Source organism: Spirosoma humi (assembly GCF_054776575.1).
On record NZ_BAAHBR010000003.1, the window covers coordinates 299910 to 318016 of the forward strand.

15 protein-coding genes are annotated in these 18107 nt (G+C 48.0%); 5 read left to right on the forward strand and 10 right to left on the reverse strand.

Annotated features, from left to right (window positions below):
• Positions 1-207 precede the first annotated feature (207 nt).
• Complete coding sequence (locus tag ACYU8Y_RS04875) at positions 208-942, forward strand: trimeric intracellular cation channel family protein (protein ID WP_460934768.1); 735 nt, start codon at positions 208-210, stop codon at positions 940-942.
• A 211-nt stretch (positions 943-1153) separates the two neighbouring features.
• Here ACYU8Y_RS04875 and ACYU8Y_RS04880 read toward each other — a convergent pair whose 3' ends face one another.
• Positions 1154-3325, reverse strand: coding sequence for a CocE/NonD family hydrolase (locus tag ACYU8Y_RS04880; protein ID WP_460934769.1), 2172 nt, complete (start codon positions 3323-3325; stop codon positions 1154-1156).
• Between the two features lie 536 nt (positions 3326-3861).
• Between ACYU8Y_RS04880 and ACYU8Y_RS04885 the strand changes: the two genes are divergently transcribed.
• Positions 3862-4905, forward strand: coding sequence for an OmpA family protein (locus ACYU8Y_RS04885; RefSeq protein WP_460934771.1), 1044 nt, complete (start codon positions 3862-3864; stop codon positions 4903-4905).
• A gap of 241 nt (positions 4906-5146) precedes the next feature.
• Here the strand turns inward: ACYU8Y_RS04885 and ACYU8Y_RS04890 are convergent, their stop codons facing one another.
• The 8 genes from ACYU8Y_RS04890 to ACYU8Y_RS04925 all read right to left on the reverse strand — a co-directional run bounded on the left by ACYU8Y_RS04890 (position 5147) and on the right by ACYU8Y_RS04925 (position 13463).
• Complete coding sequence (locus tag ACYU8Y_RS04890; RefSeq protein ID WP_460934773.1) at positions 5147-5884, reverse strand: hypothetical protein; 738 nt, start codon at positions 5882-5884, stop codon at positions 5147-5149.
• Positions 5885-6159: 275 nt separating this feature from the next.
• Positions 6160-7071 carry a helix-turn-helix domain-containing protein gene (locus tag ACYU8Y_RS04895; protein ID WP_460934775.1) on the reverse strand — a complete coding sequence of 304 codons (912 nt, stop codon included), beginning with the start codon at positions 7069-7071 and terminating at the stop codon, positions 6160-6162.
• Positions 7072-7098: 27 nt separating this feature from the next.
• Positions 7099-7953, reverse strand: a complete 855-nt coding sequence (locus ACYU8Y_RS04900; RefSeq protein WP_460934777.1) for an SDR family NAD(P)-dependent oxidoreductase — start codon at positions 7951-7953, stop codon at positions 7099-7101.
• 205 nt (positions 7954-8158) lie between these two features.
• On the reverse strand, positions 8159-8998 hold the full coding sequence (locus ACYU8Y_RS04905; protein WP_460934779.1) for a LytR/AlgR family response regulator transcription factor: 840 nt from the start codon (positions 8996-8998) through the stop codon (positions 8159-8161).
• Positions 8979-10025 carry a sensor histidine kinase gene (locus ACYU8Y_RS04910; protein ID WP_460934781.1) on the reverse strand — a complete coding sequence of 349 codons (1047 nt, stop codon included), beginning with the start codon at positions 10023-10025 and terminating at the stop codon, positions 8979-8981. The genes ACYU8Y_RS04905 and ACYU8Y_RS04910 overlap by 20 nt, the downstream gene beginning before the upstream one ends.
• A gap of 121 nt (positions 10026-10146) precedes the next feature.
• The gene (locus ACYU8Y_RS04915) at positions 10147-11157 is read right to left on the reverse strand and encodes a S41 family peptidase (protein ID WP_460934783.1); all 1011 of its coding nucleotides are present in this window, start codon (positions 11155-11157) and stop codon (positions 10147-10149) included.
• 4 nt (positions 11158-11161) lie between these two features.
• Positions 11162-11989 (reverse strand): hypothetical protein, encoded by an 828-nt coding sequence (locus ACYU8Y_RS04920; protein WP_460934785.1) that lies wholly within the window; start codon positions 11987-11989, stop codon positions 11162-11164.
• A gap of 22 nt (positions 11990-12011) precedes the next feature.
• On the reverse strand, positions 12012-13463 hold the full coding sequence (locus tag ACYU8Y_RS04925) for a S41 family peptidase (protein ID WP_460934787.1): 1452 nt from the start codon (positions 13461-13463) through the stop codon (positions 12012-12014).
• 568 nt (positions 13464-14031) lie between these two features.
• Between ACYU8Y_RS04925 and ACYU8Y_RS04930 the strand changes: the two genes are divergently transcribed.
• Positions 14032-16248: a catalase gene (locus ACYU8Y_RS04930; protein ID WP_460934789.1), complete on the forward strand. Its 2217-nt coding sequence runs from the start codon at positions 14032-14034 to the stop codon at positions 16246-16248.
• 238 nt (positions 16249-16486) lie between these two features.
• Here the strand turns inward: ACYU8Y_RS04930 and ACYU8Y_RS04935 are convergent, their stop codons facing one another.
• Positions 16487-16828, reverse strand: a complete 342-nt coding sequence (locus ACYU8Y_RS04935) for a hypothetical protein (RefSeq protein WP_460934791.1) — start codon at positions 16826-16828, stop codon at positions 16487-16489.
• A gap of 374 nt (positions 16829-17202) precedes the next feature.
• Between ACYU8Y_RS04935 and ACYU8Y_RS04940 the strand changes: the two genes are divergently transcribed.
• Positions 17203-17601, forward strand: coding sequence for a helix-turn-helix domain-containing protein (locus ACYU8Y_RS04940; RefSeq protein ID WP_460934793.1), 399 nt, complete (start codon positions 17203-17205; stop codon positions 17599-17601).
• Positions 17602-17639: 38 nt separating this feature from the next.
• Positions 17640-18035 (forward strand): VOC family protein, encoded by a 396-nt coding sequence (locus ACYU8Y_RS04945; RefSeq protein ID WP_460934795.1) that lies wholly within the window; start codon positions 17640-17642, stop codon positions 18033-18035.
• Positions 18036-18107 lie beyond the last annotated feature (72 nt).

Consider the following 18107-nt stretch of genomic DNA (forward strand, 5'->3'; position numbering starts at 1 on the left):
CGCTCTTAGCTCTAATCACTTCGTTCAATTGGCTTATATCCTATCATAGAGTCTGACGCATCTGAAGCTACCAATAAAAATCTTGAAAAGATAAACTGGGGATTAGTGAGACCCTGAGTACAGCAGATACTTGGTGCTAAGCTAGCTGTTTTCTCCTCGATTGGGCCCTTCCCGGGGTAGTTGCGTCTATACACTCAACTCTCCCTTTTGATCAACTACCGTTCGCAACCTACGATCAAGGAGGAATTTGCCGCGATCCGCTGTAAATTTACTCATTCATTTACGCTACCAGGCCCCTGGACGGCGGCTGACGAATCATTTATAGCATTGACTATTTGGTATTTTATCGATCTAATGGGTACAGGGGTGTTCGCCGTTTCAGGCGCGCTATCGGCCTTGACTAAGAAAATGTACCATGATGTGGTCGCCCTGTTTTTCGTGGGATTTCTGACCGCTCTGGGCGGTGGCACCCTGCGGGACGTGCTCATGGGCGCCTATCCCCTGGTCTGGATCCGCGATCCAGCTTATCTGCTGGTGATTCTGCTGGGCGTTCTGGTGGCCGTGGTTGGCCGCCGGTGGTGGCATGGTGCCTTGCGACGCCCTTTGGTACTCTTCGATACGATCGGTCTGGGTTTGTTCACGATTCTAGGCATGCAGAAGGCACTGCTGGCGGGGGTCAATACGTGGGCTTCAATTCTGCTAGGTATCATGACGGCCTTGTTTGGAGGGGTGATTCGAGACACGTTTGTCAATGAATTACCCCTTATTTTCGGCCGTCAACTTTACGTGACGCCCTGTTTAGGAGGTGCGTTGCTGTATCAAGTCAATCAGCATCAAGGCCTGGAGGCTACCCTAAATGTGGTAGTGTCGGCGGGCTTCATCACGCTGTTTCGCTTGCTGTCCATCAAGCAGGACTGGCAACTACCCCGGGTGGAGCGTTGAAGGGTTCAGCGACTCATTAAGGTCACGAACTGCGCGTATCGTTAGCACGATTTATTTTCAGTAAGCGTCCATAGCGGCTTAATAAGCTACCTAATCCATGTCGACCCGGATTACGCCTGGTCTAAACCGAAATTGTCTGGAAAACCGGCACCTCTCGAAAAGTATAAATGGCCATAGCGCTGTTCAGAACTGCTGTACTGGCTAATAACTTCTATTCCTTAGTCTTAAAATCAATCAGGTAAGGCTTGAGTCGATCGCCATTCTCATTGCGAAAACTTGAACCGATCACTAACTGGCAACGCTGATTCGGCTTCACCTCGAGTTCAAAGGAGAACGACTTAGCATCCTCCGAAAAGCCTAGTAACCTTTTCACCTTCGGCATGCTTTCTATGCCCAAAGAGCCTTTGCCAAAACTATAATATCGCGTATCCATCTTTTGGGAGAAGCGAAGGGTAACCACCGAAGCGCTCGTGCTAACAGATTGAGTCCCGTTTTCGAATGGAGCCATGCCAATCACTCTTGGTCGGTAGTCCTCAAAATTCCAGACAGATTGCTGGGCATTTTCAGTAATAGCCCCCTGTAGCAAATCCACCTCAATAAAACTGTCGTTGAACACAGTTTGTGTGGCCTTCACATAATCGGAGGACTTCGCCTTATACGGGTTATGCACGAATGTCTGGGGGTTGCGCGCAAATAAGGGGAAGGCCGTACTTTGAACCTGGATCATGATCCGATGCCCTTTTTTAAAGGTGTGGAGCACATCCTGCAACTGAAAATGGACGGCCGTTTTCTGGCCAACTCGGAGTGGCTGAGGCTTTTCAAAGCTGTTGCGAAACCGGGCGGGCATCATTTCCGAACGAACCATCTGCCAGTAATTACTCAAAGTGACGTTTTTGTTGGGCATGTAGGCATGATTGGGTTCGTCCAAAGGATACACATCGATCAGTTTTACAAAGAAATCAGCATCCGTACCCGTACTAGCTACGTTAAGATACGCTTTAAGTTCACCCCCTAGGGTCACATCTTCAGACAAAGCACCGGTTTGAAACGTCAGCACGTCGGGCCGGCGGCCTGCAAAGCGCTGGTCTTCGCTCATGTAATTGTAAGGCGTAAAGTTCATGGTTGATGTCAAATCCTCGGTGTGGGGAACGGGCTTCATCGGATCACTAGGGTAGGATAGGGACTTAGTTTTTTTAGGAGGCTGCCGATCCAGTGTTCCCGCTGCATTTAAGTAAAGCTTTTGCTTATGAATACGAGCTGCGGGCCATTGATCAAACTGATTCCATTTTTTCAGGCCCGTATCAAACATATACGCTTCCGGTAAACCCGTGCTGTCGCCGATGCCCTTTAAAAAATGACGAAAGAATTTGGCTTCGATCTCATTCATATAGAAGGTCGCCAGGCTGTCGCCAAAATAGAGATTACTGTGCAACGTATGGCCGGTCTCATGAGCCCATCCCCCGTGACCAAACGGTCCCATGACAATCGTATTGTAGGTGCCAGGGCTCTTCTTCTCGATCGTCTTGTAGAGATTCAGTGGCCCCGACAGGTCTTCGGCGTCAAACCAGCCCCCAACGGTCATAACGGCCGTTTTTAGATTGGGCTGATAGTGCTGAAGTAACCCCCTTTTTCGCCAGAAGTTGTCATAATTAGGGTGGTTCACCGTTTCCTGCCAAAAGACGTTGTCTTTGTAGAAGGTGTCAGCAAACGTCAGCGGGCCTTGATCCAGGTAAAGTTGATAGCCATCTCGAACCACTTTGGCTGTATTGATCGATTGGCTATCGTACCAGGCAAAAGTGGTCGTGTCTTTTTTTGGGACGCCAAACCAGGGAAATAATAAAAAATAACTCTGCAAAAAGGCGCCATTATGGTGAAAGTCATCAAAAAAGAAGTCCGAAACGGGTGCCTGCGGGCTGGATGCTTTCAGGGCGGGATGGTTACTCAGCAGACCGGCGGCTGCGTAAAACCCTGGGTAGGAGATCCCCCACTGACCCACATTGCCATTATTGTTCGGTACGTGCTTAACCAACCAATCAATCGTGTCAAAGGTATCGGAGCTTTCGTCTACGTCCGTATTACTTTTGTGAATCGTTATGGGTGTCAGGTTGGTAAACTGCCCTTCACTTTTGTAGCGGCCCCGTACGTCCTGATAAACCATGATATAGCCTTCCTGCATCATCGTCATTGATGGGCCTACGCGGTTGGGATAACTGTCTTTACCGTAAGGGGCAATGCCATAGCAGGTGCGTTGCAACAGGATGGGATAGGGGTGGGTCGCCGTGGCTTGTTTAGGGGTATAGATAGCCGTAAACAATTTGACACCATCGCGCATGGTAATATACGTCTCGGTTTTAGTATAGTGATCCTGGACTTCATACGCCATCTGTGCGTTTAGAGAATGTGTTCCCAAGAGGAGGCTGACGACAAGAAGTTTGACAAAAAAATGACTCATAATTAGTTGGTTTGGCTGTTACTGATGAGCAACTGTTTGGCACGGTGGTAAATCTCCTAACGCCCGCTACTCGCCTAAAAGTGATAGAGATTTCGAGTGGCAACTCCTGTTTTGACGAAAGGTTACAGCCTGAACGGATAGATATACTCCGCTAAGATTTATATGAATTAAACAGACAGCCTAGTTGCGCTAGTCGCGCGCCCTGCACAATGGGCAGCTTAGCCGCAGGTCGCTTACCGATCTCTGTGATCACTATAAATAGGTATGCTGTACGGATGGCCGCCTGTACCTGTTATCAGCAGAATAACTTTACTTATCCACCAAAGATCCATTTATGCTTGCAACTTAGGCTCAGAAAAGCAAACATTGTGGCCTCTATGCGCTGGGGCTGTCAGAATAGTCAACAGGATGCTGACAACAGACTCATTAATGTTCCATTTCTCTATACCTCAACTATGCAATCACGTATGATTCGATCCATTAAGTCATTGCTCACCTTATCTTCTCTTGGCCTATTGATGTTGAGCGCGTCCTGCCACAATGCAGGCAATAAGAACCAGAAAGAAGCCGATACGACGGCACAAAATGAGACAGCTCAGCAGAGGGTGCCCACCAATGACCAACCGTCAAAAAAATTTGATAGTAGCACGATTCCCGTCTCTACCCATGAGCTGGGTGCGTTTCCTTTCTTTAGTCTGCCAAAAGGCCTGGCCGAACAAAACAAACCCGTCCAACGCATGTTTGACAAGCTTTACTTTCCACTGGATGGGGTGATGACCCCCCTGGAGGGGAAAGTCTGGAAGAGTTACATTGTGACACAGTCAGGCAACACCGATGAGTGGTCACTGCCCTATTTTGAGAAAAGCTACGACGAAGCCATCAAGAGTGTGGGGGGCGTCAAGGTGTTTGATGGGCAAATCACCAGTCAGGAATATGACCGCTATCACGATCAGGCATCCTATTTAGGCGAAGATGGGTCGATCGGCTACACGGAAGAAAACATAAAGGTGTACCTCATTCGCCGAGCTGATGGCAGTGACGTCTATATTCAGCTGAGTGGAAATAACGCTTCGGGCAAGCTCAATATTCTCCAGAAGGAAGCCTTCAAACAAACGGTTACGTTGCTCAAAGCGGATCAGATACAGCGCCAGTTGACTCAAACTGGGAAAGCGATCCTTTACATCAATTTTGATGTCGATCAGGCAACGCTGAAGGCGGACGGCCGGGATGCGGTAAAGGAAATCGGGGCAGTACTGACCGGCGACAAAAGCCTAAAGCTGCGTATAGAAGGCTACACAGATGATACGGGCAATGCTGCCCACAATAAAACATTGTCTGAAGAGCGAGCCAAAACGGTACTCCGTGAATTAACAGCGTCGGGGATCGATGCATCCCGGTTGACGGCTGTTGGCTACGGGGCGCAAAAGCCGTTGGCCCCTAATGATTCCGAGGCAAACAGGGCCAAGAACCGGCGGGTAGAGCTGGTAAAGCTAGGCCAAACAGGCAGCTAGTCAATTAGCTCTCCTTCTAACGGCCTGATTGTCGGTGGTTTATCTACTGGTGGTAGCTAACCGTAGCATGGTGAAGAACGGGGCAATGTATTCACTACACATAATTAAAATGAAAATTGCTGGGCTGCTAGTCATTAGCCGAGCCATTACAGACCCAAATTCAACAGATTAGCAGGGTGAGTGGCTCTTAGATGTTGCCTCTGGCTATGCTATATAGTTGTGCTACGGACCCGTGTAGTGGTTAACTAAGTGCAGTTGATCGCTTTTTGAGTAGACCACGGGTTAATAGGAATAGTACAACGATCCAAACTAGGGCTGAAAAGAGCGACCACCTGGCTTGAGGGGCTACTAAGCTGTAATAGAAGATCGGGGCACTCCCGTATAAACCAAATACAATGGAAGCCGTTAGGAAACTGTACGCAATCTTTAAGCCCGTACGTCTGAGTTCTAAAGAGTTATAAGTAATAGGCAAACTTTTGGTCAGCAATACGATCAGTTGCCAGGCAATCCAGGGTGTGCCCAAAACGAAGCCAACCCCAGCTGGGATACCCAAACCCGTTTCAAAATGGCCAACGTCTCCGGTAGCCGAAAAGGCTCGTAAGGGCATATAACTGTAGAGTTCGGCTAGATTAAACACGGCAAACCAGAAGAAGGCTTGGGTTAAAAATGGTCTTGATTGGGTAGCTGATTTATGTAATCCTGCTTGTGACAGCAAGTACAATAAGACATTCGTTGCCAAAGCGGCAACGGCAATTAAAGAGGCTTTCCAGGGGAAGGATCGAAAGATGGGTTCGTAGTTAATGTCTTCTTCGGCGTGAAACAGAGTCCAATCGCCATAAATAATATCGAGTGGTTGCGCTTTATAACCCAACAGCCAGCCAACCAGACTATGGGACCACTCATGTGCTAAGACCATCAGATGGTGAGCGGCAACAACGGTGACGATAGTGACAATAAAAATTACCATTCCTCTTTTCATAAATAAGGTCAAATTCTTTATGTTCCACCATAAAGTTAGATGTGGAAGCTCAAAATTGGTGAGATAGAAGGGGTGATGACGAGCTGGCAGGTTTCAGTAAATCGACCCAGGCTAATTCAATGTAGCGACCAAAGATAGTGCCCCACGAAGCGCCCCTTTTTGCGGCCGAAGCGTGAAGGCTAAGTGCTCTCTAAAGAGAGCGCTTAGCGAGACTAAGTAAAGGCTGGCTATATGATAAGTTCAGCTATTAAATCGGGCAATAGTCAAAGGTACAATTAGTTAAACAACTGCCTGAAAGTTAACGGCGTCAGGTTGGTGCGGGCTTTAAACAGCTTGCTAAACGATTGGGGGTAGACGAAACCTAATTCATAGGCGATTTCGTTAACAGACACATCTGTGGTCGACAACTTTATCTTAGCCAATTCGATTAACTTATTGCTTATAAAGTCCTTCGTGCTCTTTCCCGTAAGGGTCGTCAACAAACGACTCAGGTAATTGGGGGACATGTGCAGGGCGTCTGAAACATACGCTACACTTGGAATACCTTTCTCGACCAGATTTTTGTCAGTAAAGTAGGCGGAAAGCAGACGTTCTAATTGACCTAGAACATGGTGGTTAGCGATTTCCCGGGTAACGAATTGTCGCTGATAAAATCGATCGGCGTAGGTGAACAACGATTCGAGTTGTGTAATAATAATCCTCTTACTAAACGTATCAATTGCCGATTGGTACTCCTGCTCGATGATGCTGATTAGGCTTGATAAAATAAAGGCTTCTTTCTGGGAAAGATGCAAGGCTTCATTCGTAGCATACTCAAAGTACTCATACCGCTTAATCGTCTTAGCCAGACTGGTGCCCCAAAAAAAATCGGGATGCACTAGCAAGGCCCATCCTTCTGGCTTTATTAATGGCTCCTCATGAACATGAAAGCCAAAAATTTGGTCGGGCGCCATAAAAAACATCGTTCCCTCGTTAAAATCATAGGTCTGCTGCCCGTAGCTGAAGTGTATACCGATGTTCTTTTTTAGGCTTATGCAATAAAAATCGTAAACTAGTTTGGTGGACTCCTCAACGGGAAGTCGTTCTACCAAATCCAGTTGGATCACACTCAGTAACGGATGTAACGGTTTCGCATAGCCTATCAGTCGATGATGCTCACTGATGGTTTTTATTCGATAAGGCTGCATGGTAGGCGTAAAAAGAATTTGTTTGGTTTATATTTTTATAAGCGACTCACTGACAGCCCATAATTTCTCGCCGATAGAAGGGTCAAATCGTTCGTGCAAAGGGACGATCTGCATCTTCTCATTGAAGAAAACACCTGTCGTATGTTCAACCTGGGGTGAGGTGGCTAAATAGGCACCGACTTCACAGATTTCCTTGGCAAAGGGTTGATACATAGCCCCGATAAGCTGCATATACCAGGGTGCCTGAGCTGTAAGGTTTGATTTGATCACGCCCGGATTGAAAGCAACGGAGGTTACATTGGTTCCGTGTAATTTTCTGGCTAGTTCAAAGGCAAAAAATATGCGGGCATACATGGCCTGGGCAGTGGCTTTCATCCCATTAAAGCGATTCAGGCTTTGTGTATCATCAAAGTTGATAGAGGGATTTTTTAGAAAAGAGGGGTTCCCCCCGACCGTGATTACTCTTGCCGGAGCACTCTCTTTGAGGATATCCATCAACTGGTGTGTCAATAGGAAATGGCTCAGGTAATTCACCGCAAACGATCGTTCAATTCCATCTTCGGTCAGTTTTTTATCAAAGAAAATACCACCTGCCAAATTAGCCAGCCCATGCAGGTTGTTATACTTTTGCTTAAATTCCTGAGCTACTTTCTGTATGGAAACTTGTGAAGATAAGTCTGCAAGGAGATAGTCACCCTGGTCGTTTCCGGTTTTCTGAGCAATTTCCTGAAGCGCTTGTTCTGCGTTTTTAGCACTACGGCTAATGATGACAATTTTGGCTCCTTTCTGGGCAATACCTAACGCCGTGGCTTTTCCCACTCCTGAAGAGCCACCAGTCAGCAGAACTAGTTTACCCGCTAATGTCTTGTCGGTACCACTCATGGTTTGCTTAATTTTTTACTAAGCAAAGGTCAGGACCGGGAAACAAACGCTGTTAGCCAAATCTATCTTTCTGCTAATCGAATCTGATCTTTAGAATCAGATTATTAGCTCGTTTCTAAGTGGTCATGGGCTCTTAATAAGTGTGGAAAACCTGTATGAAGTTGGTGATCTATAAACCTTTGATGGCTTAGCTAATCCGTCTATACTATTCGCCTAGCCAGCGCCTAAACCCGCCCGCTCTATCACGACTGACCAGCACATCGTCGGAAAAGGTTGGATGGAGCGTAATTTTTAACTTACCATTGAAGTACAGATTGACCTGCTTGATAGCGCGTAGTTCGACAATAATCTGGCGGTTGATTCGAAAGAAGCGGTGCGGATCAAGCAACTGTTCGACCTCCTCCATCGTGTAATCAATCAGCCACTCAGGGCCGGCTGCCGATTGAATAAATGTCATCTTATTACGACTGAAAAAATAAGCCACCTCATGAATAGGAATAGAAAGCAAGCGCTGCCCCTGCTTTACCAAAAAGCGCTCCCGGCCAGACCGACTTTCGGCTGGAGGGTGCCGAACTGAAGGATCTTTGACTGGGGATTCCAGGAGTGACGCAGAATTAAGGCTTAGCGGTAGTTGATGCAACAGATTAACCAGCGCCGTCTGCAGACTATCCGACTGATCTGACAACGCGTCTTTCATCGTCCGCAATTTAGCCAGCGCCCGACGCAGGTCTGCTTCCTTGATAGGTTTGAGTAGGTAATCAATACTATTGACCCGGAACGCCCGAATGGCGTACTCGTCGTAAGCCGTCGTAAAGATAACCGGGCTAGTTACGACCACTTGATTGAAAATTTCGAAGCTTTGCCCATCCGCTAGCTCGATATCCAGTAATATCAGGTCGGGGGTGGGTTGAGCTTTCAACCACGCCACCGACTCCTCAACGCTACTTAATTGCCCTACCACCTTAGCCGAGGGTTCTACCTCGACCAGTAGCCGTTGCAGTTTGCGAGCGGTTGCCTCTTCGTCCTCAATCAGTAAAATAGTCATGGCGCTTCGTTTCAATGAGTGGAATTGTGACTTGGAAGGTCGTTTCCGTTTGCCGAATAACCACGTCGGCCTGTTTCAGTAGTCGGTATTTACTAACAATATTTTGTAGCCCTGTTTGGTTGGACGGTATGGTTACGACCTTTCTTTGCAGATTGTTAAGCACGAACAGATTTATGGCATCGTCGGTGTAAATACGAATTTGCAGTGGCCGGTGAGGCATTGCCGTGTTATGCTTAACGGCGTTCTCGACCAGCAATTGCAACGTAAGAGGGGGGAGCAGGCACTCGGCATACCGCTGGGCAACGTCAATGTCTAAAGTGATACTGCTGCCGAACCGCATTTGTAACAGGTGAAAATAAGCCCGGATGAATTCCAGTTCTTGTGCTAAGCTTGTTAACGGCTGGTCATTGGTTTGCAGCAGGTAGCGGTACACGGAAGCCAGTTCCTCAATAAACCGTTCGGCCTGCTTAGGGTTCTCCTGAACCAGCGACGAGAGTGTGCTCAGGCTATTGAACAGAAAATGCGGATTAACCTGCTGTTTCAAACTATCCAACTGCGTTTGCAACTGTTCTTTCTTTAGTCGTTCGGCCTCATGGTAGGTAGCCCACCATTGTCGGTATAGATAGCGTCCTTCATAGATGGCAGCTACGGGTAACGTAAATAAAAACGACACCAGTGTCGTCACCCAATAGGTGCCGCCCGGCAGCGGATAACCCCAAAAATGCGTTATATCGTAGAGGTAGGTAATGCCAATTTGTTTAGACACGGTGGCGCAGACGAACCAACTCAATTCCAGGGCAAGCCGTTGCTTGGTCTGCGCCAGCCGGGGATAATAGTAACGCGCCACCCGAATGCCTTGTCGGTTAATCTCCAGCAGGATCGTCCATTCAACAAGACCAATGAGTAGCCCGTTTAACCAACCCATACGCTGTGCATCGCTGTCGGACTGATAGAAAACAAAGTTTGCTATCACCGTCACTACTACAATGGCAAGTATCCGTAACCACTTGTCTCTCAGGTTTTCCATCAGCTAGTAAAGGTGCAAATTAATCGTCCACCGCTCAACTTGGAGACGATCCCAAACGTCGACAAAACAACCCAAGCAAGGCTACCGTTACTTGTCGCCGTTAAAACTGTCTCATTGCTGTTTAGAGTACCTTATCGTGGCCAGCGGTTAGATCCTCTTTCGTATTTACGCCCCGAATCTTAGGCGCTATACCTATACCTTCATAACGCTGCCCATTGGCCGCCCGAAAATCGCCCGATGGCACCGCGTAAAGCCAACCATTGGGTAATTCCCGTTTAGGATTATCCGAGAAAATGCCGTAGGTGGTATCGCCCATTTGAGTGACGGTGGGACTTTGGTTCATTGCTAACGTAAAGGTTTCGCCTGCGCTCTGGGTCAATCGGTTGGTCAATAAAACGACAGGTTTGGCGTAGCGAACCTGGTCCGCAGGTTCAACGTACCAGTCGATTGGGGCGGTAAAATTGCTGTGCTTAGGGTCACTACGAAAACGGGTGGTCATGAACAATTTCCGCTGCTGCGCAAACCGGTTCGCTACATATTGACTTGATCGGTCAAGCCCGCCCTCACAATTGCGCACGTCCACAATGAGCCCCTTCGTATCGGCTAGGGCCGATAAGATTTCATCCAGGGCCTTTTCGTAAAATGAGGGACTCTCGCCGAGATTAACGATGTATACGTAACCTACCTTATCTGCCAGTTTGCCATATACTAGGTTGACACCTTCTGCGGTACCAAGCATTTGACTGTTTTGTACATACTTTCTTGTGACCTCGGCGCTAAAGTCTTCGCCGGTATACGTGGGGCCGCTGTCGTATCGGCGGTAATTAGGACTGGGTTTGAGCAGCCAGACGTGTCCGTCGTTTAATTCGCCTAGCATCTGCGCGATTACATCAAACAATTGATCGTCCGTTGTGGTCGGCTTAATTAGCGGACAGTATTTCTGATAAAGCGCGCTCCAATCAATATTTTTTGAGTCAAATTGCCCATACAATTGATCAAATTCCTGCCAGAGCCGGTCAAAATTAGCGTTGGGCGTATTAACTGGTTCAGGACCGAGTGTCAGGTCGTTGCAGGCCGTCAGCAGGGCGAAAAGCAGACTGAAGCCAAGCGGTTTAGTGAGTCGAGTTTTCATACGTTTACTGAATAGGAGGTTGACATTTGTAGACTATGGAAGCTTGAAAACTATGGTCAGCCGTTCGAATTAACTGCGGATTAGTATAGTAGAGATAATTGTAGCGGTAGCCGATACCGAAGCCTACGTGGCGGCTAAAAGCAAAATGGTAATTTACCTCCACTTCCGGGTTGATGTATCGATTTAGCGTCGTCAACCGGGTACCTCTGAAAAAAGACCTGATCTCGGTACGATTGGGTTCGGAAACGACGTTGCTGTAGGGCATCCGGCTAAGAGCCCCAAGCATGGGCAAAGCTGCATCGATGATTAGCGTATGGCGTTTGCCAATCAGCAAGCGCTTTTGATAAGTCAAGCGCAGGGCGGCACTGTTGAATGCCCAGGTATTGAGGGCCAACCCGTCCGCATAGCCAATGAGTTCATGAAGGCCAACACCCAGCCAACTCGTGCGATTACCCGTATGCCCGATGCGTCGTCGGTAATTCAGTTCGAGTTGGCCACGGTACAACGTTGGTACTAACCAGAGCGGCTGCGCTTGTTCCTGAGCAAACTTTACCGAACGAATCCCTAAGCCGGGGGGAATAAGGTCGCCCAAGCCGACCTGCACACGGGCTTGCCACTGATTTTGCTGTGTCAGCCTGGTATAGCTCACGTGAACACCGTCTAGATTAGCCACATACAGCATGGGCGAAGCGCCAAGATCGCGCATCTTAAACGTCTGACGGCTGTACCCGATTTGTAGTTCACTACCCCTGTTGGATAGGGAAGGGGAAATCTGCGCAAAGGTCAAAGCGCTCCCCAGCGACAGTACTGCTGTCGAAAGCATAGTTTTCATGGCATTCGCTGTAGTTGGTTAATCAATTATTCGTAGACGCTCTATGGGGCGTAACTGAGTCACCGTGTTGAATTAGACGCTGTACGCATTGCATCGCCCGATCGTTACCGGTGAGCACATCATCAATTGTCGGCGTTACCAGATAATCGGGTCGAATGCCCTGCCCTTTTTCTATCTTGTGGGGTAAATCAGCCATGTAGAAGCCAAACAGGGGAATTCCCAGGTCAATCTTCGAATTTGGCAGTTGCGTAATGGCAAAAATGCCGCTGTTATTTCCCTCGAATGCCCCGCCTGTTTCCTGCCCGATAAATGTGCCGCGCCCATCGGCGTGAATCCGGGCGGCCAATTCGGTTGTAACGGAAAAACTGCCGCCGTTAATCAGTACATACAACTTTCCGGCGAAGGCATTGCGTTGAGGTTTGTGCATTTTCAAACCCGATTGCTTCGTGAAAACGTACCCATCCCCTCGCTTCCGGACCACGAGCCAGCGGAGCATTCGGTAAAGTTTAGGCGTCCAAGCCGGAAATGAATAGGCTTTTTTTTGCCGAACGCTGATGTGGTCGTAGTAACGGAATGGTTGCCGGGCCAGATACTTATATAACCAGACACCGTAGTTTTCTTCCCCTCCTTCGTTGTTACGGAGGTCCAGAATGAGATGCTGAATATGCTTTTGGTCAATCTGACGAAATGCTTCGGCTAAGAATAATTTAAATTTCTGCTCGTTCTTTTCCGTCCAGAACCGTTTAATAGTTACCGTAGCCGTGTGGTTATTGTCCTCAAAGGTGATGTAGTAAGGTAGTTGTGTATCTAGTTTATGGGCGTCGTTGTAGGCCCTGATCGCAGCCAATGGCTGAGCGGGTAACTGAACGGTCCGTGTAGAGTCGCCAATCTTATAGGTAATCTGATGGACGGCAGGTGCGCCAATATAGGTAGCGTAATAACCAGAAAAGAAGTGATTGAGGTCTTCATATTTGCTACCTATCGTGTATCCATCCGCGAAAGATAGGTTAGGTAGGAGTTTGCCAATAATAGTCTCAATGGACTGATCATTGATGGTTAGCACTTCAGCCCCGGCTGGTGCCGGGTTGGCTCCGTAGTGATCTATAATCCAAGCCTTCTTGTCTAGAAAATACAGTTTTAAAGGAAACAGGTTGTTGGTAAAAAAGGGGTAATGTTCATCCTGGTCCGGCATCAGCCATTTGATGTGGCCATCGCGCAGAGCCACTAGTAAAGGCGTCATTGTTAAGTAAAACTCATGGTGTGTCATGGGATGGTTCAACTGGGTAGCTACGGCGGCCAAGAGTGAGTCGAAATGGGCTTTCGAAGAATAGCGGTACGGAGCCGGATGGGCCTCATTCAGGGCCGTTTGGAAGCGGGTAAAATCGGCCTGTAACTGGGCTGGCGTTAGCGTCTGACCACAGTTTATCGTCGCCTTGGAGAGTAGAAAGAACAGGAGTAAATACCTGACTGCCATTGAATCGGTGTTTGAGTTGACAGGGCAAAGCTCAGCGCAACGATCTGACTTCTAAATCGATCGACTACTGAATTGAGTCGATTTGCTTCTCAATCGTGGTTTTTTTATACCGAAACTATAATCTGGTTCATCGGTGAGTTTTACAGCTCCCTTTTAAATAGGGTATATGCCCGTCGCTCTTTTCAGTAAGATGCTGTATTTGGATGGCCTGGAATGACTGGATGAGAAATTTATCGGTACCGCTTGCCGACGCTTGAACGTTAGTCGAAAAACACCATGAGAGCTGCTCTCAAGAACCTATTGAGATAAGTATAAGCGTAAACACAGCCCAATGCTGCTTGGACTGATCCCAATCCATGCCTTTGTTGGCAAAAGATGGCCTATACCGTTGACCACCAACGGCTGCCCCCTTTCAAAAAGTGACAGCTACGTAAAGAAACAAAGCTTACAATGGAAAACAAGCTTCATTGTTGCATAGACAGATGAACACTTGACGGAGTGAGTGGCTAAACAATATGGCTATAAATAACCTTATTGAACTAACTAATAAAACAAAAACTCAACGGTTATGCAACAACAGCCAAAAGACGCCAAGTATCCTCTCTCCACTAAGGCAGACGATCACGGCAGTACTTTAGCCGACCGGTCATCGGACCAGAAAGGATCAACAGATTCTGCTCATACAGTACCCGTCAATAAGCCGCTGCTCAACGACAACCGTTCACCCCTAACCTCGAACGTGGGCCAACCCATTGCCGATGACCAGAACTCGTTGCGCGCCGGGGAACGCGGACCCACCTTGCTGGAAGACTTTCTGCTGCGGGAGAAATTGCAGCACTTCGACCATGAACGCATTCCCGAGCGCATTGTCCATGCCCGGGGTGCAGCCGCTCACGGTCAATTCCAGCTCTACGAATCACTGGAAGAGCTGACGACGGCAAAAGTATTGACGGATACCTCATTGCTGACCCCCGTTTTTGTGCGTTTCTCGACCGTGGCCGGTTCGCGCGGGTCGGCTGACACCGCCCGCGACGTTCGTGGATTTGCCGTCAAGCTGTATACCCCCGAGGGTAACTGGGACATTGTGGGTAACAATATTCCGGTGTTCTTTATTCAGGATGCCATTAAGTTTCCCGATCTGATCCACGCGGCCAAACCCGAGCCCGACCGCGAAATTCCGCAGGCGGCTACGGCCCACGATACATTCTGGGACTTTATTTCTCTCACGCCCGAATCCATGCACATGGTTATGTGGATTATGAGCGACCGTTCAATTCCCCGCAGCTTTGGCACGATGGAGGGTTTCGGAGTGCACACCTTCCGCCTGATCAATGCACAGGGTAAATCGACGTTTGTCAAGTTCCACTGGAAACCCGTCCTGGGTGTTCACTCCCTGGTCTGGGACGAAGCCCAACAGATTGCGGGGAAAGATCCCGATTTCCACCGTCGTGACATGTCTGACTCTATTAAAGAAGGTAATTTTCTGGAATGGGAGTTGGGTATTCAGACGCTGGCCGAAGAAGACGAACAAAAATACGATTTCGACATCCTGGATGCCACCAAACTGTGGCCCGAAGAGCTGCTGCCGGTTCGTCGGGTGGGTAAGATGACGCTTAATCGTAACCCCGACAACTACTTTGCCGAGACCGAGCAGGTTGCTTTCAATACCACGAATGTAGTACCGGGGATCAGCTTCAGTAACGATCCCTTGTTGCAGGGTCGTAACTTCTCCTATCTGGATACGCAGTTGAGCCGACTGGGCAGCCCCAACTTTACCGAGTTACCGATCAATCGCCCGGTTGCTACAGTGTCCAACAACCAGCGCGATGCCCAGATGCGGTACACCATCGATAAAGGACGGGTGTCCTACGCACCAGCCTCGCTGGATGGCCACTCTCCCGAGGAGGTAACTCCCAGTCAGGGCGGCTATAAGACTTATCCTGAATCCGTGAGTGGACCCAAAGTACGGGTGCGTAGCCGAACGTTTGACGATCATTACGGGCAGGCTAAATTGTTCTGGAACAGTATGAGCGGTGCCGAGAAAGAGCACATTGTTAAAGCCCTTCAGTTCGAACTGAGTAAAGTAGAAACCCGCTCTGTTCGTCAGCGCATGCTCAAGCATCTGCAACAGATCAATGGCATGCTGGCCGAGCAGGTAGCCGCTGCCCTGGGCGAACCCGAAGAGAATGGTCTGGCACGGGGTTCGGCCGACTCCGTTGCGGGCGCTCAGAAACTGGCCGACGCCTTGTCAGAAACCACCGCGTCGGGCGGACTTCAAATGTCCAAAGCATTAAGTATGGAAGGCCAGCCGGGCGGTCCCAAAGGCCGGAAGGTAGCCATTCTGGTCGCCAATGACATGGCCGTTGATCAAATCATTGCCCTCAAAAAAGCCCTTAAAAAGGCGGGGGCCACGAGTGAACTGGTCGGTTCTAGTTTAGGGATGCTTGGTGAGTCACTGGAGATCACCAAAACATTGGCCAATACCAGTCCGGCCCTGTTCGATGCGGTATTCGTGCCGGGGGGAGCAGGAGCGAGTACATTGACCGCCAAGGGCGACGCCAGCGTCTTTTTAGCCCAGACTTACAAACATGGTAAAGCCATTGGCGTGTTGGGTGAAGCGGTAGACTTGCTGACCAAAGCACTGCCCGCCGGAGCCGCACTGAATGAGATGGGTGTGGTTTCGGAAAACAATGGTAGCAGGCAAGAGCAAGCCATCGATCAGTTCGTGGCCCTGGTGGGGTCGCGCCACTGGAGCCGGCCGGCACTGGAGATGGTCGCGGCCTAACCGAGGAGCGATGCAGACCTGTATGCCCCGAACATAGGGGTTTCTTTAGTTACTGGACAATGAATTCGTTTAAGGAAATTCACTGTCATTTTTTGGTGATTAGCACTAATTCCGAAAAGCGGGGATACACGTAAACTAAACAACAGACTCCAGCCTGCAACAAGCTGGAGTCTGTTGTTTTAATAGGCTTATTGACTAGTGGCTAATGCGTTGGGAGGTGACGTACGCTCACCAATCATCATTCACCAATCGTAGTTGATTTACCTAAAAGCACGTCTTTCCACGAAAAGTTGTCGATAAAGTCAATTACTTCCTGAATCGTAGTGAACTCAGCTTCGTATTTTCTGCCTGTACTGTATTTGGCTTTGACCTTATAATTGTGCTCCCGCTCGTTTATTACGATGACTGTGGCCGTCTCTTCGTTCTCATGGCGGTACAGGTCAATGAAGTGATACCCTACTGGATTGAATAGGTATGATCCTTTGTAATGCTTTCCGCCTTTAGTGACAGAATGCTGATCTAAGTATTCTGTCAATTTCTCGCGAAGCGGATTTTGGTTGGGTAAGGGTGTATTCGGCATATAGATGGACAGTAGATAAAAGTATAGCAGCGTACAGCCTTGTTGTTAAAGGCTATGTACTAAATGGTAAGTATAGTAAACTGTTTGTTAATAATTATATTATAATGTACTTATTGATAGCCTTTTGATTTAAAATGAGACATAATCGCGGGTGATAACCGGTTAACGACCCAAATTCATTACCGTCGTTTTATCGTTCAAATTGAATCAGGGTCTTATGGGATGATTAGCTGTTAATCACTTATCAAGTGGCCAGTAGCGGCTGATCGGCACCACCGCGTCCAGTTAATAGCATACGGAACTCGGTTTTGAGTTATCTTTCTAAGAAAAACAAATAACCTAATGTGGGTGGCTACGGCCCGCAAACTAACCGCATGACCTTCTACCAAACCGAAATAAACCGAATTAGACGTATCTGCTACTCTAATCAGAAACAACTTCAAACCGTAATCGCGCTCCGGAATTTTATCAATAATAATTTCGACAACGAATTGACGTTAGGCAAACTGTCTCATAACTGTTTCACATCTAAGTTTCATCTGCTCCGACTCTTTAAGCGATATTATGGACTAACACCAACGCAATATTTGATTGGTAAACGAATTGAGGAAGCAAAGGACTGTTTAAGAAAAGGGATGACGGTGACCGACACTTGCTATAGAGTAGGATTCGGCACGCCTAGTTCCTTCAGCACTCTTTTTAAACAACGAATTGGTCAATCCCCCATTGAATTTCAAAAAAGAGCAACTTTCGCAACGTGCGTTAGAGACTGATTTGAGAAGTTGCGAAGGCTAATCAAATTCACGTATATATGAAAGTTAAAGTGGTCAGCATCCCAGTTCAAGACCAGACTAAAGCACTAAACTTCTATACCCAAACATTGGGTTTCATCAAAAAACATGACATTCCGCTAAGCGAAAAGAATCGGTGGTTAACCCTGGTGGCTAAAGAAGACCAGGACGGAGTGGAGATTTTATTAGAGCCATCCGTTGAAAACTTTGAGCCCGCCAAAACGTATCAAAAGGCCTTGTTCGATGCGGGGATTCCATACACGCAATTCAACGTAGACGATGTCCAACGCGAATATGATCGTCTGGTTCATCTTGGGGTTGAATTTAGTGTAAAACCGACAGCCATGGGAACCGTTAAACTAGCGGTTTTCAATGATACCTGCGGGAATAATATTCAACTGGTGGAAATGCTATAGGTCAAGAAACAGAACTTTAAGATGGGATGATCGGTGTATAAATGCTGTGAGTAAAGCGGGGTTTTGTTTCAC